The sequence below is a fragment of the Enterococcus sp. CSURQ0835 genome (assembly GCF_902706605.1).
Classification (GTDB): Bacteria; Bacillota; Bacilli; order Lactobacillales; family Enterococcaceae; genus Enterococcus_A.
Genome location: NZ_CACSLH010000012.1, coordinates 44,765 through 67,302 on the forward strand (window position 1 = coordinate 44,765; position 22,538 = coordinate 67,302).

A 22,538-nucleotide genomic window follows, 5' to 3' on the forward strand; every position below is an offset into this window, starting at 1 on the left:
AAAGAAATACTTTACACGTATACTGAAACTGATGGTACTTACTCAACTTGATGTAACTGAATGGATCTGATGAAACGAGTGTAACTTTGTGAATCTGGTATTACGAACAACTTTATTGTTTACTTCGTTCTACATTATCGAGAAATCCTTCGAATGATTAAGTTCCTCCTTCCTTGTATTTATAATATAGCATAAAGCTTCTATTTTGGAAAGCGATTACATTTATTTTTATACTATTTTTTTATTATTTTTTGCTCGTTACTTTATAGAACGGAAACAAGCTATTTGTTTGATAGTGATACAAAACTTATGTTATAGTAAGAGAGTAAGATTATTTTTATAACAAAAGGAGGAATGGAATGGAACCATTCAAAGAGACGATCGAAGAAGTGAAAGCAGTTTTAAAAACAAATAGTGAGCAAGGACTAACCGAAAAAGAAGTAGAAAAAAGAACGGCCGAGTATGGTAAAAATAAATTTGATGAAGCCAAAAAAGAATCGGTGGCAAAAAAATTTCTGCATACACTCTTGGACTTTACAACCTTGATTTTATTAGCGGCGGCTATCATTTCGCTTTACACCGCAATCGCGACTGATCACGGTGATTATTTTGAAAGCTTTTTGATCATTGCGATCGTAATCATCAATTCCGTTTTAGCGATCGTTCAAGAAGGAAATGCTGAAAAAGCGTTATCGGCACTGCAAGATATGAATAAGCAAACGGCGACTGTTTTACGAGCGGGAAAGATCAGCGAGATCGACGCTGAAAAATTAGTGCCAGGTGACATGTTAGTTTTAGAAAACGGAACAGCGATCCCTGCCGATGCGCGTGTGATCGAAAGCTCACAACTGCGAGTGGAAGAATCCGCGTTAACTGGAGAAAGTGAACCGGTTGAAAAGGACAGCGATTATCTTGGTACTGCCGATGATGCGCTTGGTGATCGTTTGAATATGCTCTACAAAGGTTGCACAGTAGTCAATGGTCGCGGGAAAGCGATCGTGACTGCAACGGGTATGCAAACAGAAATGGGAAAGATCGCTGGGTTATTAAATGATGATCAAAATCAAAAAACACCTCTGCAAAAACGATTAAATCAGTTAGGAAAACGAATCAGTTTGATCGCTTTGGCAGCTGCGGCTTTTGTCTTTTTGATCGGGCAAATGCAAGGCGAACCATTATTAGAAATGTTTATCACGGCTGTTTCACTAGCCGTGGCTGCGGTGCCAGAAACACTGGCGGTCATCGTCACATTGACCTTGGCGTTTGGCGTGCAAAAAATGGCGAAAAAACACGCCATTATTCGTAAGTTGCCGGCAGTTGAGACGCTCGGTTCAGCAAATGTGATCTGTTCAGATAAGACCGGGACGTTGACTCAAAATAAAATGCGTGTTCGCCGCGTTTGGAGTCACGGGGATACGGTAACTGACACTGAAGAAGGCATGACCGAAGAGGCGATGGAAGTGTTGAGCATTGCCGCTCTTTGTACAGATGTCTTAGTGGAACAGGAAGACAATGAACTAGTGGTGAAAGGCAATCCCACTGAAGCTGCGATCGTCCGCGCAGTTGAAGAAAATTATCATACGAAAGCCGAACTAGAAGAAAAATATCCGCGGATCGCTGAGCTACCGTTTGATTCAGAACGAAAGATGATGACGACGGTTCATAAACGCGGAAAAAAATACATGACGATCACAAAAGGTGCATTTGATGTGTTGTACCCACGATTTCATTATGGTGATGTCGACCAAGCCGCGATCGTCAATGATCGGTTCGGGAAAAAAGCGTTGCGGGTCATCGCAGTCGGCTATGCGATCCATGATGAAGAACCAACGGAGATCACGTCAGAAGCGTTAGAAAAAAATCTGCGGTTGATGGGCTTGATCGGGATGATCGACCCACCTCGTCCAGAATCAAAAGTAGCGATTGCACGGGCGAAAAAAGCTGGGATCAAAACAGTGATGATCACCGGAGACCATGTAGTAACAGCAGGCGCGATCGCCAAAGAGCTAGGGATCATGACTTCGCGTAAAGAAGCGATCTCTGGTAGTCAATTGCAACAAATGACTGACGATGAACTCGTCGCTCAAGTGAAAGACCTTTCCGTTTATGCCCGCGTGACGCCAGAAGACAAGATCCGAATCGTCAAAGCGTGGCAAAAAACGGGTGCAGTCGTCGCGATGACCGGTGATGGAGTAAATGACGCGCCGGCTTTAAAAGCAAGTGATGTTGGTTGTGCGATGGGGATCACGGGAACAGATGTCGCAAAAGGAGCCGCCGACATGGTTTTAACCGATGATAATTTTGCGACGATCGTCGATGCAGTGGCACGCGGTCGAGCAGTTTATCAAGGAATCAGAAAAGCGATCAATTTCCTATTGAGCTGTAACGTCTCGGAGATTTTCATCGTAGTGATCGCCATGCTGTTAGGCTGGGGCGCACCGTTTACAGCTGTCCAATTATTATTTGTCAATGTGGTGGCTGATGGGTTACCAGGTTTTGCGTTAGGACGTGAACCAGCAGAGGCGGGGATCATGGATGAAGCACCGATTCCACAAAACGAAAGTGTTTTTGCACGAGGACTTTGGAAAAAAATCGGCGTCAATACGATCACATTCACAGTCGTAGCGCTGGTTGGCTTTTATCTCGGAGCGTTTGTTGAGTCCATCAGTCCATTTGTTGCGCCAAGTCTTGCAGTTGGTCAGACGACCGCCTTTTTAGTCTTAGCGTTTTCTTCAATCTTGCATGTCTTTAATGTTAGAAGCAGCAAGTCAATCTTTAAAGTTGACTTAGCAATTAATAAATCATTGGCCCAAATGGCATGGCTAGCTTTAGCGATCACGACATTGATCGCAGTCGTTCCAGTAACGCAACGATTGTTCAATCTTGTGCCGATTAGTTTGATGCATTGGCTGATTGCGATCTTGTTGTCGCTTGTGCCGATCATCGTTAATGAATTGATCAAATTTCAGTTAGCACCCGAGATCGATCCAGAGAATATTTAAAATTTTGAGACGTTTGCAGCTAGCAAGCGTCTTTTTCGTTATACTAGAACAAAACGAAAAGGAGCGTTTGGCAATGAGTTCAACGATTTTTATTGTCGAAGATGACCAGACGATCATCTCAGTATTAGAAAAACAATTGCAACAGTGGGGCTATCAAGTGTTGCTTCCGGCTGATTTTCAACAAATAGCGCTGGAATGCCAACACGCTGCACCAGATCTTGTTTTGATGGATATCTCGTTACCTTATTATAATGGGTTTCATTGGACGAAAGCGATCCGTGATTTTTCTGAAGTTCCGATTATCTTTTTATCATCAGCTGACGATCAGATGAATCAAGTGATGGCGATGAGTATGGGTGCTGATGACTTTATCGCCAAGCCGTTTGATCTGACGATTTTGCTAGCCAAGATCCAAGCATTATTGAGACGAAGCTACCAGTACGGGCACCAAGCGACTAATTTTTCACTTGGGGATCGACGTTTTTTACCGGCTGAAAATTTGATTGAAGGAACCCCCAATGTATTGCTTACGCCTAATGAATCACGGATTTTGCTACTACTGTTGGAACAGCGAGGAAAAATCGTCGCTCGGGAAACGATTATTGAAGCACTATGGCAAAGTGATGAATTTATTGATAACAACACATTGGCGGTTAATATGACGCGACTACGAAAAAAATTAGCCAGCAGTGGCATCGATGATTTGATCCAGACTGTCAAAAATAAAGGCTATTTGATTGAAGAGGAACAACTATGAAACAGTTCAAATTATTTTTAAGAGGTCGGTGGCAGCTCTATATTTTTTCGCTAGTTTTAGCACTTGTCACGTTGTTCACTTTTTATTTGCATGACTTGGACTTAGCGCCATTTTGGGATAGTGTATTATTTTGTGGAACACTGCTTTTTCTTTATACGTGTCTTGCTTTTTATCGCTGGCTGCAAAAATATCAACGATTACAGCTTTTACAAAAAAGAGGACTACAAACGAATGCAAAAGATTTTTTACCAGTGGCTGATACGACTAACGAAGCGTTGCTCCAAAAAATTTTAATGCTAGAAGTGACCCGCTTAGCTGAAATGGAAGTAAGTCAGCAACAGCAAAAACAAGAACTGCTAGAAGATTTTGGGTTGTGGCTCCATCAGATCAAAACCCCGGTAGCAGCATTGGATTTACTAATCCAGACAGTGGCTCCTGCACAAGCGATGAAAACTGAAGTCTTCAAAATCAATGATTATTTACAACTGCTATTAAATTATTTACGCACGAATCTTGATCAGCAAGATTTTGTTTTTCAAACGGTTGCTGTCGAACCACTCGTTAAACAGACCGTCAAAAAATACGCGACTTTCTTTTCGCAAAAAAATTTGACGTTACAATTGAAATCGCTGACTGGTTCTGTCACGACCGATCCTAAATGGGCTCAATTTATTTTAGAACAAATTCTATTCAATGCTATCAAGTACACTAAAGACGGGACGATCACACTTTGGTTTTCGGAAAATCAGTTGCACATTGCTGATACAGGAATTGGAATTTTACCAGAAGATCTTCCGCGAGTGTTTGAAAAGGGCTATACCGGATTTAATGGTCGAACTCAGCAGCGGGCCAGTGGATTAGGACTGTATCTTAGTAAAACGATTGCCAAAAAAATCGGTTGTCAGATCACGATCGAGTCTAAAGTAAATCATGGCACGACAGTTACTGTAAGTTTTCCAACAACAGCCAAACTTTCATGATTGTAAGTTTGGCTGTTTTTTTGTAAGTAGTTTTTTAGTCAGGGGCCTTGTATGCTAAGAACAATCAAAAAATAATCAACAGCTTCAGCTACTTTAGTTTGAAGCTGAAAAGGGGAAAATCAAATGACTGAATTATTACGTGTAAATCATGTGAAAAAAATTTATCAAGGTCGCTTGAATGCTGCACCGGTGGAAGCTTTAAAGGATATCAATTTTGCAGTTCAAAAAGGCGAGTATGTCGCGATCATGGGAGAATCTGGCTCTGGTAAAAGTACGTTGTTGAATTTATTGGCAACGTTGGATCAACCTTCTGCAGGAACGATTTATTTACGAGATGTTGATTTTAAAACGATCAAAGAAAAGGAAGCAGCAGCCTTTCGACGAGATCATTTGGGATTTGTCTTTCAAGACTTTAACTTGTTGGATACTTTTTCAGTAAAGGATAATATTTTATTGCCTTTAGTCTTAGCCCGGATGAATCATCGGGCGATGGAAAAACAGTTGACGCCATTAGTTCGGGTCTTGGGGATTGACTCTTTACTAGAAAAATATCCGTATGAATTGTCTGGAGGGCAAAAACAGCGGGTGGCAGTTGCGCGTGCCATCATTACGCGACCAGAGATTTTATTAGCTGATGAACCGACTGGCGCATTGGATTCTAAAACGTCCGATCAACTGTTAGCATTGTTTCAGACGATCAACGAAAATGGACAGACGATTTTGATGGTGACGCATAGTTCAATTGCGGCTAGTCACGCACAACGAGTACTGTTCATCAAAGATGGTTTAGTGTTTCATCAGTTGTATCGGGGTGAAAAAACAAATGCTCAATTTTTAGAAACGATCAGTGAGACGATGACTGCATTGTTGACAAAGGCGGTGTAAATTATGTTTTATTTGAAATTAGCTCTTCGCAATTTGTGGACAAATAAGCGCGCCTACTTTCCATTTTTGATCTCGATGCTTTTTTTAGTTGCAATCAATACATTGACCCAAGTGATCATTAAAAATCCTGGAATGCAAAAATTGCCAGATGCAACTAGTGCGATGATGATGTTTGATGCAGGCAATGTGATTATTATTATTTTTTCAGTGATCTTTTCGTTGTACACTAATAGTTTTTTATTGAAGCAGCGAAAAAAAGAATTTGGATTATATAGTGTATTAGGTCTTGGTAAACGAGAACTTTATCAACTCATGATGTGGGAAACTTGGTTCAGTTTTTTATTTGTTGTTGTCAGTGGGATATTTATCGGAACAGTACTGGCAAAATTTGCTTTTTTAGTTTTACGGAAAATGATGCAAGTCCCTACACCGTTTATCTTTGAGCTACCATTAAGTGTAGTGGGTAGTGTTTTGGGAATTTTTGCTATCATCTTTTTACTATTGTTTTTGATTAATTGTGGTCAGATTGCGCGGACAAATCCGATCGAATTGTTACATGGCGCTAAACGTGGCGAGCAAATGCCGAAAACGAATTGGTCGGTTACTATTTTAGGGTTGTTGTTGTTGGGAGCAGGCTACTATTTGGCGGTGACGATCGAATCTCCGCTGGCTGCTTTTAGTAAGTTTTTTATTGCGGTGATTTTGGTTGTCTTAGGAACATACTGTTTGTTTACCACCGGAAGTATCGCGCTGTTAAAACTACTGAAAAATCGCCCCGCCTTTTACTACCAGACCGATCACTTCATCAATGTTTCCAGCATGATTTATCGGATGAAGCAAAATGCAGCTGGCTTAGCAAGTATTTGTGTGTTATCCACGATGGTCTTAGTAACTGTTGCAACTACAGCTAGTTTGTTTTTCGGTCAAAAAGATTTGTTGGCTACACGTTTTACTCATGATATTGCGATTACCACCAAAAAGAATCCGACTGCATTGAAACAAACAGCTCTTAGTTTTGCCCGCCAAGCAGGAGTTCAGCCTCATCATTTATTTACGTTAAAGATGAGCGACAGTTTATTATTTGAAAAAACAGCAACGGGTTTCGATGTTTCAAATAGACTGAACAATGATCTGACGAAATTAAACCGTGCGGCGATGCTTTATTTGTTGGATCAAAAAGAATATCAACGGCTCAGTCAGGATAAAACACCACTTGCCCAACAAGAAGTTATGCTTTTAACATTAGATGGAAAAGTTGCGGGAAATCAGTTGCATTTGGTCAATGAAGAGTTTACGGTCAAAAAAAGAATCAAACAGTTACCAGGTTTTAAAGCTGGTGAAGGTATCTCAGCAGGTTATGTCGTGGTGATGAATGATTGGTCCACAATCCAAAATTTATTGAATAAGTGGTACCAGACAAAAGAAACAGCTGAATATCGCCAGCCACAGTATGTGATCAACTTTGATTTTAAGGGTAAAACATTATCGTCACGGGTCAACTTTGCCAAGCAATTACAAAATAAGTTAGCAGTTGAGTACGGTCCCAATCATCAAAATTACCAATTTGATGCTAAAGATGAATTTGTCCAATCGAGTCAAACCTTTACTGGCGGCTTCTTTTTCTTAGGGATTATTTTCGGGCTGACGTTTACGTTAGCAACAGCTCTGATTATTTACTATAAGCAAATCTCAGAAGGCATGGATGATCAAGAACGCTTCAATATTTTACAAAAAGTCGGATTGAGTCACCAAGAAGTAAAAAAAGTTATCCACAGTCAGGTTTTATTAGTTTTTGCGTTTCCAATTATTGTAGCAGTGATTCATCTAGCCTTTGCTTTTCCTTTAATCAAAAAATTGCTGCTATTATTTGGTTTAGCTAATGGGAACTTACTTTTATTGACCGCCGTAGCAGTTGTCGTGATTTTTGCCTTGCTCTATTTTATCGTCTATCAATTGACAGCTAAAAGTTATTATCAAATCGTAGAACGTTAATTAAAAAGCAGAAACGATCTCGCAGCATCAAGATCGTTTCTGCTTTTTCATTTTGAGTAAAGTTTAAAGCGTTACAGTTACGGTTGCAAATGCTAGTAAAAACATTTATGATGATACAAGTTGTGAACAAAAAATACATACATTATATAGTAAAGAAAGTAGGATGAAAGATGACAGAACCTGCCATTTCTTATCGTTTGATCAAAAAAGAAAAACATACGGGGGCGCGATTAGGGGAGATCATTACCCCGCACGGAACATTTCCGACACCGATGTTCATGCCTGTCGGGACACTAGCCACAGTCAAAACGATGTCACCAGAAGAACTAAAAGAGATGGGCGCCAGCATTATTTTGAGCAATACGTATCATCTATGGTTACGTCCGGGAGAAGATTTAGTTGCTGAAGCAGGTGGCTTGCATAAATTTATGAACTGGGATCAGCCGATCTTAACCGATTCTGGCGGCTTCCAAGTTTTCTCATTAGCTGATATGCGAAATATCGTTGAAGAGGGTGTACATTTTAAAAATCATTTGAACGGATCGAAAATGTTTTTGTCACCCGAAAAGGCGATTGAGATTCAAAATAAATTAGGTTCCGACATTATGATGAGTTTTGACGAATGTCCACCGTTTGATGAAAGCTATGATTATGTCAAAAAATCGGTCGAACGAACTTCTCGTTGGGCAGAACGAGGCTTGAAAGCGCACGCTAATCCAGCAACACAAGGTCTATTCGGGATCATTCAAGGAGCTGGTTTTGAAGACTTGCGACGCCAAAGTGCGAAAGATCTAGTCAGCTTAGATTTTCCAGGTTATTCCATTGGGGGATTATCTGTTGGCGAGCCCAAAGCCGAGATGAATCGAGTATTAGAATTTACGACGCCATTGATCCCTGAAAATAAACCACGCTACTTGATGGGCGTTGGAGCAGCTGATTCGTTAATTGATGGTGTGATTCGCGGGATCGATATGTTCGATTGTGTCTTGCCGACTCGGATCGCACGTAATGGGACTTGCATGACTTCGACGGGAAGACTCGTAGTGAAAAATGCTAAGTTCGCCCGTGACTTTAGACCGTTAGATGAAAATTGCGATTGCTACACGTGTCGGAACTATTCACGCGCATACATTCGTCATTTGATTCATTGCGATGAAACATTTGGAATCCGGTTGACTTCGTATCATAATCTGTACTTTTTATTGAACTTGATGAAACAAGTTCGACAAGCGATCATGGATGATAATTTATTAGATTTTCGTGAAGCCTTTTTCGAATCCTATGGGTTTAACAAAGCAAACGCAAAAAGTTTCTAAAAACTTCAGGAAAAGACTAGTGTAAATCAGACTTCTTTGATACAGTTATTATTAAGCAGAAAATGAGAGGAAGTAAGTAAATGGGCAACTTTTCAATGATTATTTTGTTAGTTGTGATGGTGGGGATGTTCTTCATGATGAACCGTACCCAGAAGAAACAACAACAACAACGTCAAAGTTTATTAGATTCAATGAAAGCCGGCGATGCAGTCGTAACGATCGGCGGATTGCACGGCGTCGTATCTGAAATCGATGACCAAGCAAAAACTGTTACGTTAGATTGCGAAGGGATCTTCTTAGTCTTTGATCGGACGTCGATCAAAACAGTAACTCCTGGAACTAGCGCAACTGCAGCACCAGTTCAAGAACCAACTGTGCCAAAAGAAGAAGCAAAACCAGCGGAAACAATCGAACCGGAAGTTGAACCAAAAGACGATTCAACTGAAGAAAAATAACTAACTTAAAGAGTATGACTTGAACTAGTTCAAGTCATACTCTTTTTTTTATTCACTATTGTGAAATTATGTTTTATTAAATACAATTATTATTTATATGTGAATATAATGATTTTAAAATGAGATCATTTTCTGATATAATGAAATCATTAATGAAACAGCATTTCGAAATGTTAAATCAAATAACTGTGAAAAAAATCACAAAAAGATATTTACAAGTTGTTGTAAGTATTGTATGATATGAATGTGAAATGATTAACAAATAATTTTCAGCTACTAGGAGGACTATTATGGTTAAAGCAGCAGAGAAAGTTCAAAAAGATACAATCAACGTTGAAGAGATGATCAACGATTTAGCGACAAAAGCCAATGTGGCCTTAAATGAAATGGCCGATTTCGATCAAGCTAAGGTCGATCACATCGTCCATGAAATGGCAATGGCTGCCTTAGATAAACATATGATGTTAGCAAAAATGGCTGTTGAAGAGACTGGCCGCGGGATCTATGAAGATAAAGCAATCAAAAATATGTATGCCTCTGAATATATTTGGAACAACATCAAAAACGATAAGACTGTCGGTGTGATTCATGAAGATCCACAAAAAGGCCTGATCGAAATTGCTGAACCTGTCGGTGTGATCTGTGGGGTAACACCAACGACGAACCCGACATCGACTACGATCTTTAAAGCAATGATTGCATTGAAAACTCGAAATCCAATCGTGTTTGCCTTCCATCCAAGCGCGCAAAAATGTTCAGCTAAAGCTGCTGAGATCATTCGAGATGCAGCAATTGCGGCTGGTGCACCAGAAAATTGTATTCAATGGATCGAACATCCTTCGATTGATGCGACACAAGGTTTGATGAATCATCCAGGAATTGCGATCGTGTTAGCAACTGGTGGTTCTGGTATGGTGAAATCAGCCTACTCAACAGGAAAACCAGCTTTAGGGGTTGGACCAGGTAATACGCCATCTTATATCGAAAAAACTGCAAAAATCAGACGTGCGGTTAATGATTTGATCGTTTCAAAAACCTTTGATAACGGTATGATCTGTGCTTCAGAACAAGCTGTAATCGTTGATAAAGAAGTTTATGCAGCAGTTAAAGCTGAATTTGAAAGTCATCAAGTTTACTTCGTGAAAAAAGCTGAATTAAGCAAATTAGAAGACGCAGTCATGAATGAAGGTAAATATGCAGTCAATCCAGGTATTGTTGGCTACTCTGCTGAAGAGATCGCGAAAAAAGCGGGTATCAAAGTTCCAGCAGGGACTAAATTACTGATTGCTGAATTAGACGGAGTTGGCGCAGATTATCCGCTATCTCGTGAAAAATTATCTCCTGTTTTAGCCATGTTGAAAGCTAAAGATCATGCAGATGGGTTCCGCTTAGCTGAGGCAATGTTGGAACTCGGTGGCTTAGGACATACAGCTGTCATCCATACCGAAGATGAAGAGTTACAAGTCCAATTCGGTCTCCGAATGAAAGCTTGCCGGATCTTAGTGAACTCACCTTCAGCAGAAGGCGGAATCGGCGATATCTACAATGAATTGATTCCATCATTAACATTAGGTTGCGGATCTTATGGTAAAAATTCAGTTTCTCATAACGTCTCAGCCATCGATTTGATCAATGTCAAAACTGTAGCGAAACGGAGAAATAATATGCAATGGTTCAAATTACCGCCAAAAGTTTATTTTGAAAAAAATTCATTGTTATACTTGACGCAAATGGAAGGCGTTGAACGAGTGATGCTAGTGTGTGACCCGGGAATGGTCCAATTTGGCTACGCGGATACCGTTCGTGAGGTGTTAGCTCGCCGAACAAACGACGTGAAAGTTGAAGTCTTCTCAGAAGTGGAACCAAATCCTTCAACAGATACGGTTTATAAAGGGTTAGAAATGATCAATGATTTCAAACCGGACACGATCATCGCACTAGGTGGCGGTTCAGCAATGGATGCGGCGAAAGGGATGTGGATGTTCTATGAGCACCCAGATACATCATTCTTTGGCGCAAAACAAAAATTCTTGGATATCCGGAAACGGACATATCAGATCGAAAAACCAGCTAAAACACAATTTGTTTGTATCCCAACAACATCTGGGACTGGTTCTGAAGTAACACCATTTGCAGTTATCACGGATAGTGAGACACACGTGAAATACCCGCTAGCTGATTACGCGTTGACACCAGATGTTGCGATCGTTGATCCTCAGTTTGTGATGTCAGTACCGGCTTCAGTTACAGCAGATACTGGGATGGATGTTTTGACACATGCGATTGAATCTTATGTATCTGTAATGGCTTCTGATTATACGCGCGGCTTAAGTTTACAAGCGATCCGGATCGTCTTTGACTACTTGGAAAAATCAGTGAAGACACCAGATTCAGAGTCACGGGAAAAAATGCATAATGCTTCTACGATGGCTGGGATGGCTTTTGCCAATGCATTCTTAGGAATTTGCCATTCGATCGCGCATAAAATCGGTGGAGAATATGGTATTCCACACGGACGAACGAATGCGATCTTGTTACCACACATCATTCGCTACAATGCGAAAGATCCACAAAAACACGCGATGTTTCCTAAATATGATTATTTCCGAGCTGACTCTGATTATGCGGATATCGCGCGCTTCTTAGGACTAAAAGGTGAAACAACTGCAGAATTAGTCGAAGCTCTAGCACAAGCAGTTTATGATTTAGGAACACGGGTCGGTATCGATATGAACTTGAAAGCTCAAGGGGTAACACAAGAAACATTAGATTCAACTGTTGACCGGATGGCTGAATTAGCTTATGAAGATCAATGTACAACTGCTAATCCAAAAGAACCATTAATCAGCGAATTAAAAGAAATCATCGTGACGTCTTACGACTACAAAAAATAATGCGTAGACACGAGGGGGTTGGGACATAAAATATGTCTCAATCCTTTTTCTGTCTAAATGATCAACCATAATTTCTAAAAAATTATGCGGATTAAATGAATTATTTGAGTAGGCTTCTAATCTTTTTATTAAATGTTATTTTTGGAGTTGTCTGTTAGAACAAAAGAAGCTAGACTAAAGTTAACATCGTTAGAGAGGAAAACCGGCCGTGGAAAAATATACCCGTGATATCCAAGAATTGACTGTTTTAAACCAAGAATTAGCTTCTTTGAGTTCTTTACTAGGGAAACAAAAAGACTTGATGGAGCGTAAACCATTGAAAGTTTTTGTCTTGGATCTTCAAGATTATGTCGCAGCACTGTCAACAGTAGCTGATTTGAAACACAGTGTGCCGATCGAACAGGAAGATCCTAAGTTGATCAATGGGTTATTGACTCGGCAAAATGAATTGATGAAAGTCTTACAACGGGATTTTCAGCGCATTTTGACAGCGCAAGGTAATGATGCCACGGTGTTGACTTTAGATGCTGGAACGTTGCGGCGAAAAGTGGCTGCACTAGATGACTTGATCACATTGAATCAATTTTTGCTACAAGATAATTTGAGCTTCCAATCATTTTTAGATTCAGGCGATCTTGCTGCTGGAGTCAAACAACAACGGAGCTTTTGGCAACGACTATTTCAACGGAAATAATGAATTGAAGCATAGTTTTGAGTTTAATAACTATTTAAAGTTAACAGGTTCAATTGGGAAAGTGTTGAATGATCAAGAGGAGGGGAAATCGTGGAAAAACAGTCAAAAGTCGTGGTCGATCCTCAAACTGCAGCAGGATTACAGGAGTTACTACAAGATTTGTTAGCACTCGATTCCCCTCAACCTCCGCGATCTTCAGAATCACAAAAATAAAAAAGTGTTTGGCTGGGTGTTTTTTGGCATCCAGCTTTTTTAGTGTGGCGTCAACCGGCTTATCATCTTTTCGAAGTTGACGGATAGTTTTTGAAAAGGGTTTTCATTTGAAATATGATAAGATGAAAAAAGAGAGAAGGTGATGAGGATGGAGACTGATTTTTCAACAACTCTTTCAGCCAAACAAAAAATCGAATGGCGTTGGCTAGTGAAACAGCTAGCACCAACGCAAAAAACGAAATGGCAAGAAAAATTGCAGACGGCTGTTAGCGATGAAGTTTTAGAGGCGGGGATCATCGCAGCCCTTAAGCAACGATATTATGCTGCGTTTGTATTTGAAAAAACTGTGGACTTCACGGACGATTCGCCGGAGACAAAAAAATTTGACGCAAATTTATTCAATGAAGTTTTACGTAATGGGTGGGTGGCTTATCAGGCGAAACCGACTGGCTGTTTAGGTGCTTATTTAGCAGAATTTTTTGCCGCAAGTATCGCCGCATATCCGCAATTGACGGCGGCAGAAAAAAACGCACTCGTCTTGCGGCACGAAAAATTGATCTATCAGGTGATCCATGAGACACCTGCGACTTTATTTTCCTTCGTGCAAAAATATGATCTGTTCGATGATCTGGTGGGGGTAGGACAAGAAAGGTTGCGAATAGCAGCGGAATCATTTGAAAAAGATCACCATCGACCATTTACTGCGTACGCAAAAATCTGTCTGCGACGAGCGATCGATCACGCGATCCAATTGGAGATCCGGCAACAAAAAGAACGCGTGCATTCACAAAAAATGTTAGAAAACGAAAATTTAGCCAATCAACTAGTCGCCGATGAAAACGTGGAAGCCGATTGTGTGCTAAGTGATACGCTAGCAGTGTTGCACCAGTTGCTCCAACAATTATCGGAAAAAGAGCAGTTCATCATTTTCCATACATATGGTTTGGATCACCAAGAAAAATTGAACCAAGAACAAATTGCAGCCGCACTTCACGAAACGCAGCCGACGATCTCAAAACAAAAAAAACATATCTTACAAAAGTTGAAAACTTGGTGTGAAGCAGAAGGAATCACGGACTTAGAATTTTAAAACCAGCAACTTGGAGCAAGTATACTCCGAGTTGCTGGTTTTGTTTTAGTGAATAAATTTTAAATGCGCTGAGCTATTTTTTTGAGATCGATGCTACGAGCATCTGCCCAAGCTTTAGCGTTACCGGTGACTAATAGCGGTACGGAGGTCAATTGCGCGGTCGTTTTTTTATTAGTCAATGTGTAAAGCATTCGCAACTGGTTTTTCCAACTTTCAATCAGATCGATTGTGGCTTCTACGCCGACAGTCATCAGCGAATGCAAGATCGCCCCTGAGATCCCGACAGCTTTGGCACCTAGACACAGCGCTTTAAAAATATCATACGCATCTCGGACACCACCAGAAGCTAAAATCGTTAGTTCAGCTTCTTGGGCTTCTAGTAACGAAGTGACGGTAGATTGGCCCCAGTCGTTCAAGTAACTGAGCTCATGTTTGCTGCGACGTGCATTTTCGATTTGAGTGAAGCTTGTTCCGCCTTTGCCAGAGACATCTGCTGCTTGCACGCCTAATTGTTTTAGTTGTTGCAAGGTCTCCCGACTCATTCCGAAACCAACTTCTTTAACGATCACAGGCTTTGAAATGGTGGCAGTTATTTGCTGGATATTGTGGCGCCAATTTTTAAAATCGGCTTCACCTTCTGGCATGACTAGTTCTTGGGGGACATTCAAATGGATCTGTAACCCATCGGCTTGCAGCAAGTCGATGATTTTTTCAGCTGCTTGTGCATCTTTGCCTGCACCCATATTGGCCAATACTAAGCCCGTGGGATTTTCTTTTCGAATCACCGTGAAGCTCTCAGCAACGTTTGAATCTTGTAACGCTGCTGAAGCTGAGCCGCTTGCCATCATCAGGCCCGTCTCACGAGCGACAATCGCTAGTTGTTGGTTGTAGATTTTTGTTTTTTCACTGCCGCCAGTCATGGCATTGATGTAAAAAGGCGCGGTCAATTGTAAACCGAGTACCTCAGTTGAGAGGTCGACTTCAGCTGGTGTGAGATCCACCAATGATTGATGGACAAACGTAAGGTCGTCAAAGTCATTGGCTTGTTTTTTATACAGCGCTTTGGCTAATAAGAGATGCTCATCTTTTCGATTCATGAGTTAGGTTGGTTCCTTTCGATTTTGGTAAACATGGAGTGGCAATGGTGTGATGCCAGCTTTTTCCCACGCACTCATCAAGGGTAAGATGCCAGCTTTTTTGTCGACGATCACGATACCGCAATCACCGCCACCAGCACCTGATGATTTGGCTGCGCCACCGTATTCTTCTGCGAGGTCACTCAAAGTTTTCAGAGCCGGTGTTTCAATCGAGACGTTGCTAAACGTCGTCAACTGATTCAATAAGCTGCGATTTTTGCGGATCATTGCTTGGATCAATGGGATATCTTGTTGTTTGAAACCAGCAATCATTTGCGTGACACACGTTTTACTGTCGGTCAAAAATTGTTGATAGAGTGTTTCTTTGTCTTCACGGGACTGATGGACTTGATCAACTAGATCAGATGTGGAAGCAGGGCTCCCTGTCCAGCCGATCAATAAACGTAAGTCCCGCGGCGCGATCAACGGCTCGATCGAAAGTTGCGGCCAGTCTGTGGCAACTAAAGAACTTAGTGAAGTTTGTTGCATCTTGGTCAAGACCCATTCATGATCAAAGGTTGAAAAAGCTAGCCAGCCACCATAACAGCTAGCCGCGATATCGCCACAAGAACCATTACCTTGCACAGTTAAGTGAGCTAATGTTGCTAGTTTGAATAATTCTAACTGGCTTAACTGTAAATCATAAAACGCGTCAAGCGCTTTGACGGTAGCGACAGTCACGGCACCGCTGGAACCTAAACCGTATTTACGACCACTGGAATTATCTAGCTCACTGATCACTTTTAAATCAAAAAAGGCGAGCGCTTTATTTTGTTCTTGAGCGTATTTTTCTGTGAAGTGAATCGCGGCTAAAATATAATGGAATGGATTTTCCCGAATATCTAAAACAAGTTCGTCATTTTTACGCGTCCAACGAATCGGTAAATCACTGTATTGTGCTGATTGGATACTGCCGCTTTTTTTAGCTGACTCGATCGTCACCGTGATGAATTGATCGATCGCGGTGATGATTGCCGGGTGTCCCGGTTCCACGACGGCGTATTCGCCCGCGATATATAATTTTCCGGGTGCAGAAACTTCGATCATAAGGAACCTTCCTTTGTTAAGATTTCTAAGCCTGGTCCAGCATGCGCCATTAAAAGCTGCGAGTGGTGGAAGACTTCTGCAAATTTAGCCAGCAGTTGTTGCTCATCTTTTCTTTGGACTAAGACTTTCACATTGGGGCCTGCGTCCATCGTGAAGTAACAAGCTAGACCTTCATTTCGCAGTGTCCGCACAAGTTGCATCGCTTGGACGCTTTCTGGTGACCAATACGTAAAAGGTGGCACGGCGGCTAGCGTCGTACCGTGCATTTTTAATGCGCTGCGTTCAGTGACTTCCCCTAAAGCAGTAAAATCTTTTTGTGCGATGGCGTGTTTAGCTTGAGCTAAATCCTTTGGCACACTGTCTAACCAGCCAGGATAAAAAGCCGAGGTTTCGACGGTACGTTGCATCCCAGCACGGCTAGAGACATCTTTTTGCTGGTCATTTACGACGACAAACAACATACTCAACTCGTTTTCCCAATCAGCTGAAGCGATGGGGACTGCAAACGAACTTTCGTCATCATGCCCTTGTTGCCACTCTGCAAAACCGCCATAGATACTGCGGCAAGCTGAGCCAGATCCGCGACGTGCTAGGCGAGATAGTTCAGTCGCTTTTAAATCTAAGCCAAACGCACTAGCGCTAGCCCCAGCTAAGGCGGCTAATCCGCTAGCTGAAGAGGCCAGCCCCGCTGCAGTCGGAACAAAATTTTGACTGGTGACGCGAACAAAACTTTGGTTACCAACTTTTGTCCGCACAAGATCTAAAAAGCGGCTGACTTTAGCTGTGGCTTGTTCAGATTGCTGAATGCCATCCAAGAAAAATTCATCTTGGATCAACTTAGGATCTAAGATGACGCTCGTTTCCGTATAAAAAGCATCTAAAGTCAACGATAAGCTGTTGTTCATCGGTAAGATCAAAGCTTGATCTTTTTTGCCCCAATATTTGATCAAAGCGATATTCGTATAGGCGCGCGCGCGACCATTAGACATGAGCGTAGACCCCCAAACCTTGGACCCACGTATTTTGAGCGCCGGCTGCTAGTAAGTGTTGCTGCAATTGAAAACCGGTTACTTCATCGGCTGCTAGGGCGATCATGCAACCACCGCGACCGCCGCCGGTAAGTTTAGCGCCGAGTGCTCCATGTACCAGTGCTGTTTCAACTAAATGATCTAAGTGTTGATTACTGATGCCGAGATTTTGGAGTTGGTGGTGTGCTTGTGTCATACATTGACCTAAAAGTTGTGGACGATTGGAAAGGATTGCTTGTTGCGCTTCTTTTGTCCAATGGCCTAGTTGGCGTAATTTTTTAGCCGCGATCGCGGGACTTTTTTCCACTAAACGCGCGACATCTTTTACGGCTTTTCTAGTCTGACCTTTGATGCCCGTATCCGCGACGACTAAAAATGCGTCCATATTCAAGGAAAAAGATTCAAAGGCCAATCCTTTTTGAAATAAGATCGGCTCTGATCCGCTAATGGCTGCCGCGTCAATGCCGCTAGGATTACCATGTGCTACTTTTTCGGCTTGATTGACAAAGTATAAGACATCATCTTGGGTCGCCGGCAAGTCTAACCAGTCAAAAAAAGCGCGGGTGATCGCGACGGCTACGGCTGCACTAGAACCCATTCCTCGTTCGGGTGGGACGGTGCTTTCGATTTTTAAATAAAATGGTTCTTGAATCGCAAACTGTTGGACCAACTGCCATAATAAACTAGTAACATTATTCATCGTCTGAGGCGCGTCAGCTAATGGTCCATTGTAAATCACCGATTCGATCCATGATTCATAAGGTTGGAATCTTACCGTCGCACAGATCTCTGCGCCGGAAAATGGGAACGCGATCGCTGGTTCGCCGTAGACCACGGAATGTTCACCCATCAAAATGATTTTTCCGCTAGCACAGCCTTGCCCGATTTTCTTCATACGAGATACTCCTTCAAAATTTAAGCTGACCGTTTTTTGTTCGGTCATTTATTTTTTTGCTGAAGAGGATGCTTCAGCTTTGCGTTGCTACAATCTTCTTTATTTTACTCAGAGTTTTTCAACCTGTAAATGTTTCGGTGAAAAACTCTTGAAAACTGAAACGTTTTTTAAACAATGCAGAAAAGTTTTGGAGTTCGAAAAAATAAATAAATTTGATTGACGATACTAGATGTAGGGTGTATTCTAGGAAAGTTGAAAAAATGTACACTATATTTTGTATGAAATGAGTTGGAGGTTTATGAGCGTGATCGTATTAGCGGGAACGATCGGAGCCGGAAAATCTAGTCTGACCGCGATGTTATCTGAACATCTTGGGAGTCAAGCTTTTTACGAATCGATCGAAGACAATGAAGTGTTGCCATTATTTTACGCAGATCCGAACCAATATGCGTTTTTGCTGCAGATTTATTTTTTGAACAAACGGTTTGAAAGCATCAAACAAGCGATGCAAGACGACAACAATGTGTTAGATCGTTCGATTTATGAAGATTCGCTACTATTTCATTTAAATGCTGATCTTGGCCGAGCAACGGAGACTGAGGTCAAAGTTTATGATGAGCTGTTGGCTAATATGATGGAAGAATTACCATATGCTGCCCACAAAAAACATCCGGATCTATTAGTCCACATCAAAGTCTCGTTTGAAACGATGTTAGATCGGATCGAAAAACGTGGTCGGGAATATGAACAGTTGAGCTATGATCCAACGTTATATGATTACTATAAAGAACTGAATCAACGTTACGATAAATGGTTTGACGATTACCATGAAAGTCCTAAGATCCAAATCGATGGGGATCGTTATAACTTTGTCGAAGATGCAGTGGCGCGCGATTATGTGCTCGATTTGATCGACCAAAAAATCGCTGAAACACGAGTCAACGCGTAACTTGTGGCATTGAAATTTAAAAAGCACGGGTGGCTGCGTGACAAAAAAGAAGTCGGACATGCGCGATGTCTGGCTTCTTTCTTCGCATTTCTGCTTATTTTCTACTATAATAAAATTATCAATTTCAAGAGAGGAAAAAATCGTGGAAGTTAGAAGACGATTCAACCAAGATTTGTGCGCATGGATCAATGTCGATGCCAACGACCATCACGCGATCGCAAAAGTTCAAGCCGAATTTCAGATCAGTGATGAAATGTTGGAATATTCACTGGACAAACACGAGCGGGCGCGCGTGGAATATGACAGTATGGAAAAAACATTGCTGGTCATCTTTAATGTCCCCCATTTAGAAAAAACGAATAATCATTATGAGACGAGTCCTATGACGTTTATGATCAAAGATCACGCGATGCTTACGATCGTCTCGCAAAAATCAGATTACGTTGTTTCCATGATGGAAAATATTTTACGCCGTGAACCCAATCAAAGTACAGCGAGTTTGTTGTTCCACACGTTGTTTTTAGTTGCGGATTCGTATTTTCCTTTGATCGAGGAAGTCAACAGCGAACGCGTCCGTTTAAATACGAAACTACGCCAAAAGACGACGAATAAAAATTTATTACAGCTATCAGATTTGGAGATCGGGTTAGTCTACTTGGTCAGCGCGACAAAACAAAATGTTACCTTGCTAGAACAGATCAAAGCGCAATCGATTTTTCCGAATTTTAGCGATACTGAAAAAGAACAATTAGAAGATGCTGCGATCGAAGCTAAGCAGGCTGAAGAAATGACGAAGCTGGCCAGTGAGATTTTGGATCAGTTGTCTAGCACTTACAATTATTTATTGAACAATAATCTGAATGATACGATGAAAATTTTAACGATTTGGTCCTTATTGCTGACGATCCCGACTATCGTCACCGGTTTTTTCGGTATGAACATGCCGCTGCCATTTGAGCATTCCGAGGCGGGCTGGATCATTTCATTGGTCATCAGTGTCGGTCTTTCGTTGTGGATGATTTTAGTTTTGTGGCGTCGTATCAAATAAACAAGCAAGTAAAACAGCTATTACAGCTGTTCTACTTGCTTCTTTTTTTAGCTTCTTTCTGTTATACTGTGTTATGAATAACTGTACTAATATTAAAGGAGGATTTTACACATGCAGATTACATATCACAGCCATTCTTGTCTCCGTTTAGTCTTAAATGATGGGACGACCCTATTGATCGATCCTTTTATCAGTGGAAATGAATTGTCTGATTTGACTCCCGAAACCGTTACAGCAGATTACGTGCTCATCACTCACGGGCACGGGGATCACGTCGGCGATCTGTTGCCGATCGCGCAAAAAAATGCGGCTACCGTGATCGGTAGTGCTGAATTAGCGTCTTATGCTGAACATCACGGGCTGAAAGCGCACGGAATGAATATCGGCGGTGCTTTTGAATTTCCATTTGGCACGGTCAAAATGGTTTTTGCACAACATAGTTCTGGTTTAACCCAAGCTGATGGCACAAGTTTGTATTTAGGCGAACCAGCCGGCTTTGTGATCCAAGCAGATGGCAAAACGATTTATCATGCGGGAGACACTGCGTATTTTTCAGACTTGAAATTGATCGCAGAAGATTTCAAGGTCGATGTCGCGTTCTTACCGATTGGCGATAATTTTACGATGGGACCAAATGATGCCGTTAAAGCAGCCCAAGTTGTTGAAGCAGAACAAACAGTGCCGATCCACTTTAATACTTTTCCAGTGATCAAACAAGATCCGCAAAAATTCGTAGCAGCATTAGCGGAAAAAAATTTAAACGGAAAGGTCATGGCAGTCGGCGAAACGATGACAGTGTAGGGTGAGAAGATGGCGACAAAACATGATTTGATTTTAGAGTACATCGAAGGCTTGCCTGTAGGAGAACGGATCTCAGTCCGGAGCATCGCCAAAAATTTGAGCGTCAGTGAAGGAACGGCTTACCGCGCGATCAAAGATGCAGAAAATACCGGCTTAGTCTCAACGATCCAGCGCGTGGGGACGATTCGGATCGAGCGCAAGTTAAAGAAAAATATCGAACGCTTAACGTTTGGCGAAGTGGTTCGGATCATTGAAGGCGATGTTCTCGGTGGTAGTGACGGCTTGGATAAAGATCTAGATAAATTTGTGATCGGTGCCATGACTGAAGATGCGATGCGGCGTTATATCACACCTGGTTCGTTGATGATCGTAGGAAATCGCGAAGGGGTGCAAGAGCTGGCTTTGAAAAACGGAGCAGCTGTTTTGATCACAGGTGGTTTTGACACGACAGAGGCGGTTGCTTCCCTGGCTGATCAACAAGCGATGCCGGTGTTGCGGACGACCTATGATACGTTTACCGTTGCGACGATGATCAACCGCGCATTAAGCGATCAATTGATCAAAAAAGATATCATGCAAGTCAGTGATATTTATATGCCGCTTGATAAGACCGTCTATTTGATGGCTGGTGATACGATCGCAAGCTATCAAAAATTATCTAGTCAGACAGGGCATTCACGTTTTCCAGTAGTCAATAAAAACATGCGCGTGATCGGAGTCGTGACGGCAAAAGATATTTTAGGCAAACCGGACAGTCAGCTGATCGATCGGGTGATGACGCGGGAGCCGATCGTGGTCAAACAAAGCATGAGTGTCGCTTCTGTCAGTCATCAGATGATCTGGGATGGGCTTGAGATGATGCCCGTTGTTCAAGACGACTTGACTTTGATGGGAATGGTGAGTCGCCAAGATGTCATGAAGGCGATGCAACTCGTTCAACGCCAACCGCAAATGTCTAATACGATCTCAGACCAAGTCGTCGGGGAGATCCAAACCGTGGATACCGATCGTGAAGGACAACCATTAGCGTTACCATTTTATCGGTTTGAAGTCAGCCCCCAAATGGTCAATAGTGTGGGAACGATTTCATTTGGTGTCTTAAGTGAGATCATCGGCAATGTGGCGCAACGGACGATTTTACACACTCAGCGGCGCAATACTTTGATCGAACAGATGAATTTGCATTATTTACGTTTGATCCAACTAGAAACCGAGATTGAAGTGCAAGCCAAAATTTTAGAATTTGGCCGACGTTCAGCTAAGTTGGATATCGAAGCTTATTTGGATAATATCATCGTAGCAAAAGCAATCGTCGTCTTACAAGTAATGGAACGATCTTAGAAAGAGGAATTTTTA

At 41.8% G+C, this 22,538-nt stretch carries 19 protein-coding genes; 15 read left to right on the top strand and 4 right to left on the bottom strand.

The window, feature by feature from the left end:
- Positions 1-359 precede the first annotated feature (359 nt).
- From GVJ38_RS06850 to GVJ38_RS06895, 11 genes are all read left to right on the top strand, one after another.
- Positions 360-3,002: a cation-translocating P-type ATPase gene (locus GVJ38_RS06850; protein ID WP_159722436.1), complete on the top strand. Its 2,643-nt coding sequence runs from the start codon at positions 360-362 to the stop codon at positions 3,000-3,002.
- 73 nt (positions 3,003-3,075) lie between these two features.
- Complete coding sequence (locus GVJ38_RS06855) at positions 3,076-3,759, top strand: response regulator transcription factor (RefSeq protein ID WP_159722437.1); 684 nt, start codon at positions 3,076-3,078, stop codon at positions 3,757-3,759.
- Entirely contained in the window at positions 3,756-4,739 is a 984-nt protein-coding gene (locus tag GVJ38_RS06860) for a sensor histidine kinase (RefSeq protein ID WP_159722438.1), read from the top strand. The genes GVJ38_RS06855 and GVJ38_RS06860 overlap by 4 nt, the downstream gene beginning before the upstream one ends.
- A 123-nt stretch (positions 4,740-4,862) precedes the next feature.
- Positions 4,863-5,624 carry an ABC transporter ATP-binding protein gene (locus GVJ38_RS06865; RefSeq protein ID WP_159722439.1) on the top strand — a complete coding sequence of 254 codons (762 nt, stop codon included), beginning with the start codon at positions 4,863-4,865 and terminating at the stop codon, positions 5,622-5,624.
- A gap of 3 nt (positions 5,625-5,627) precedes the next feature.
- Positions 5,628-7,616 (top strand): ABC transporter permease, encoded by a 1,989-nt coding sequence (locus GVJ38_RS06870; RefSeq protein WP_159722440.1) that lies wholly within the window; start codon positions 5,628-5,630, stop codon positions 7,614-7,616.
- A gap of 170 nt (positions 7,617-7,786) precedes the next feature.
- Positions 7,787-8,932, top strand: a complete 1,146-nt coding sequence (gene tgt / locus GVJ38_RS06875; protein ID WP_159722441.1) for a tRNA guanosine(34) transglycosylase Tgt — start codon at positions 7,787-7,789, stop codon at positions 8,930-8,932.
- Between the two features lie 80 nt (positions 8,933-9,012).
- Positions 9,013-9,387: a preprotein translocase subunit YajC gene (gene yajC, locus GVJ38_RS06880; protein ID WP_159722442.1), complete on the top strand. Its 375-nt coding sequence runs from the start codon at positions 9,013-9,015 to the stop codon at positions 9,385-9,387.
- A 290-nt stretch (positions 9,388-9,677) separates the two neighbouring features.
- Complete coding sequence (gene adhE, locus GVJ38_RS06885) at positions 9,678-12,281, top strand: bifunctional acetaldehyde-CoA/alcohol dehydrogenase (RefSeq protein WP_159722443.1); 2,604 nt, start codon at positions 9,678-9,680, stop codon at positions 12,279-12,281.
- A gap of 208 nt (positions 12,282-12,489) precedes the next feature.
- A complete protein-coding gene (locus GVJ38_RS06890; RefSeq protein WP_159722444.1) occupies positions 12,490-12,975 on the top strand; it encodes a hypothetical protein in 486 nt (161 codons plus the stop codon).
- Between the two features lie 90 nt (positions 12,976-13,065).
- Positions 13,066-13,188 carry a hypothetical protein gene (locus GVJ38_RS14390; protein WP_268839981.1) on the top strand — a complete coding sequence of 41 codons (123 nt, stop codon included), beginning with the start codon at positions 13,066-13,068 and terminating at the stop codon, positions 13,186-13,188.
- A gap of 148 nt (positions 13,189-13,336) precedes the next feature.
- Positions 13,337-14,278, top strand: coding sequence for a sigma-70 family RNA polymerase sigma factor (locus GVJ38_RS06895; RefSeq protein ID WP_159722445.1), 942 nt, complete (start codon positions 13,337-13,339; stop codon positions 14,276-14,278).
- Between the two features lie 59 nt (positions 14,279-14,337).
- Here GVJ38_RS06895 and fni read toward each other — a convergent pair whose 3' ends face one another.
- Genes fni through mvk form a run of 4 tightly spaced genes read right to left on the bottom strand, consistent with a single transcriptional unit; the run spans position 14,338 to position 18,384 of the window.
- The gene (gene fni, locus GVJ38_RS06900) at positions 14,338-15,375 is read right to left on the bottom strand and encodes a type 2 isopentenyl-diphosphate Delta-isomerase (protein WP_159722446.1); all 1,038 of its coding nucleotides are present in this window, start codon (positions 15,373-15,375) and stop codon (positions 14,338-14,340) included.
- Positions 15,376-15,378: 3 nt separating this feature from the next.
- Positions 15,379-16,461, bottom strand: a complete 1,083-nt coding sequence (locus GVJ38_RS06905) for a phosphomevalonate kinase (protein WP_159722447.1) — start codon at positions 16,459-16,461, stop codon at positions 15,379-15,381.
- Positions 16,458-17,450: a diphosphomevalonate decarboxylase gene (mvaD, locus tag GVJ38_RS06910; protein ID WP_159722448.1), complete on the bottom strand. Its 993-nt coding sequence runs from the start codon at positions 17,448-17,450 to the stop codon at positions 16,458-16,460. Before mvaD ends, GVJ38_RS06905 begins: the two co-directional genes overlap by 4 nt.
- On the bottom strand, positions 17,443-18,384 hold the full coding sequence (mvk, locus tag GVJ38_RS06915) for a mevalonate kinase (RefSeq protein WP_159722449.1): 942 nt from the start codon (positions 18,382-18,384) through the stop codon (positions 17,443-17,445). The genes mvaD and mvk overlap by 8 nt, the downstream gene beginning before the upstream one ends.
- Before the next feature lie 298 nt (positions 18,385-18,682).
- Between mvk and GVJ38_RS06920 the strand changes: the two genes are divergently transcribed.
- The 4 genes from GVJ38_RS06920 (at position 18,683) to GVJ38_RS06935 (ending at position 22,523) form a co-directional block, all read left to right on the top strand.
- Positions 18,683-19,333, top strand: coding sequence for a deoxynucleoside kinase (locus GVJ38_RS06920; RefSeq protein ID WP_159722450.1), 651 nt, complete (start codon positions 18,683-18,685; stop codon positions 19,331-19,333).
- A 142-nt stretch (positions 19,334-19,475) separates the two neighbouring features.
- Positions 19,476-20,381, top strand: a complete 906-nt coding sequence (locus tag GVJ38_RS06925) for a magnesium transporter CorA family protein (RefSeq protein WP_235032840.1) — start codon at positions 19,476-19,478, stop codon at positions 20,379-20,381.
- A 111-nt stretch (positions 20,382-20,492) separates the two neighbouring features.
- Positions 20,493-21,182, top strand: coding sequence for a metal-dependent hydrolase (locus tag GVJ38_RS06930; RefSeq protein ID WP_159722451.1), 690 nt, complete (start codon positions 20,493-20,495; stop codon positions 21,180-21,182).
- Positions 21,183-21,191: 9 nt separating this feature from the next.
- Positions 21,192-22,523: a DRTGG domain-containing protein gene (locus tag GVJ38_RS06935; RefSeq protein WP_159722452.1), complete on the top strand. Its 1,332-nt coding sequence runs from the start codon at positions 21,192-21,194 to the stop codon at positions 22,521-22,523.
- The last annotated feature ends 15 nt before the right edge of the window (positions 22,524-22,538 follow it).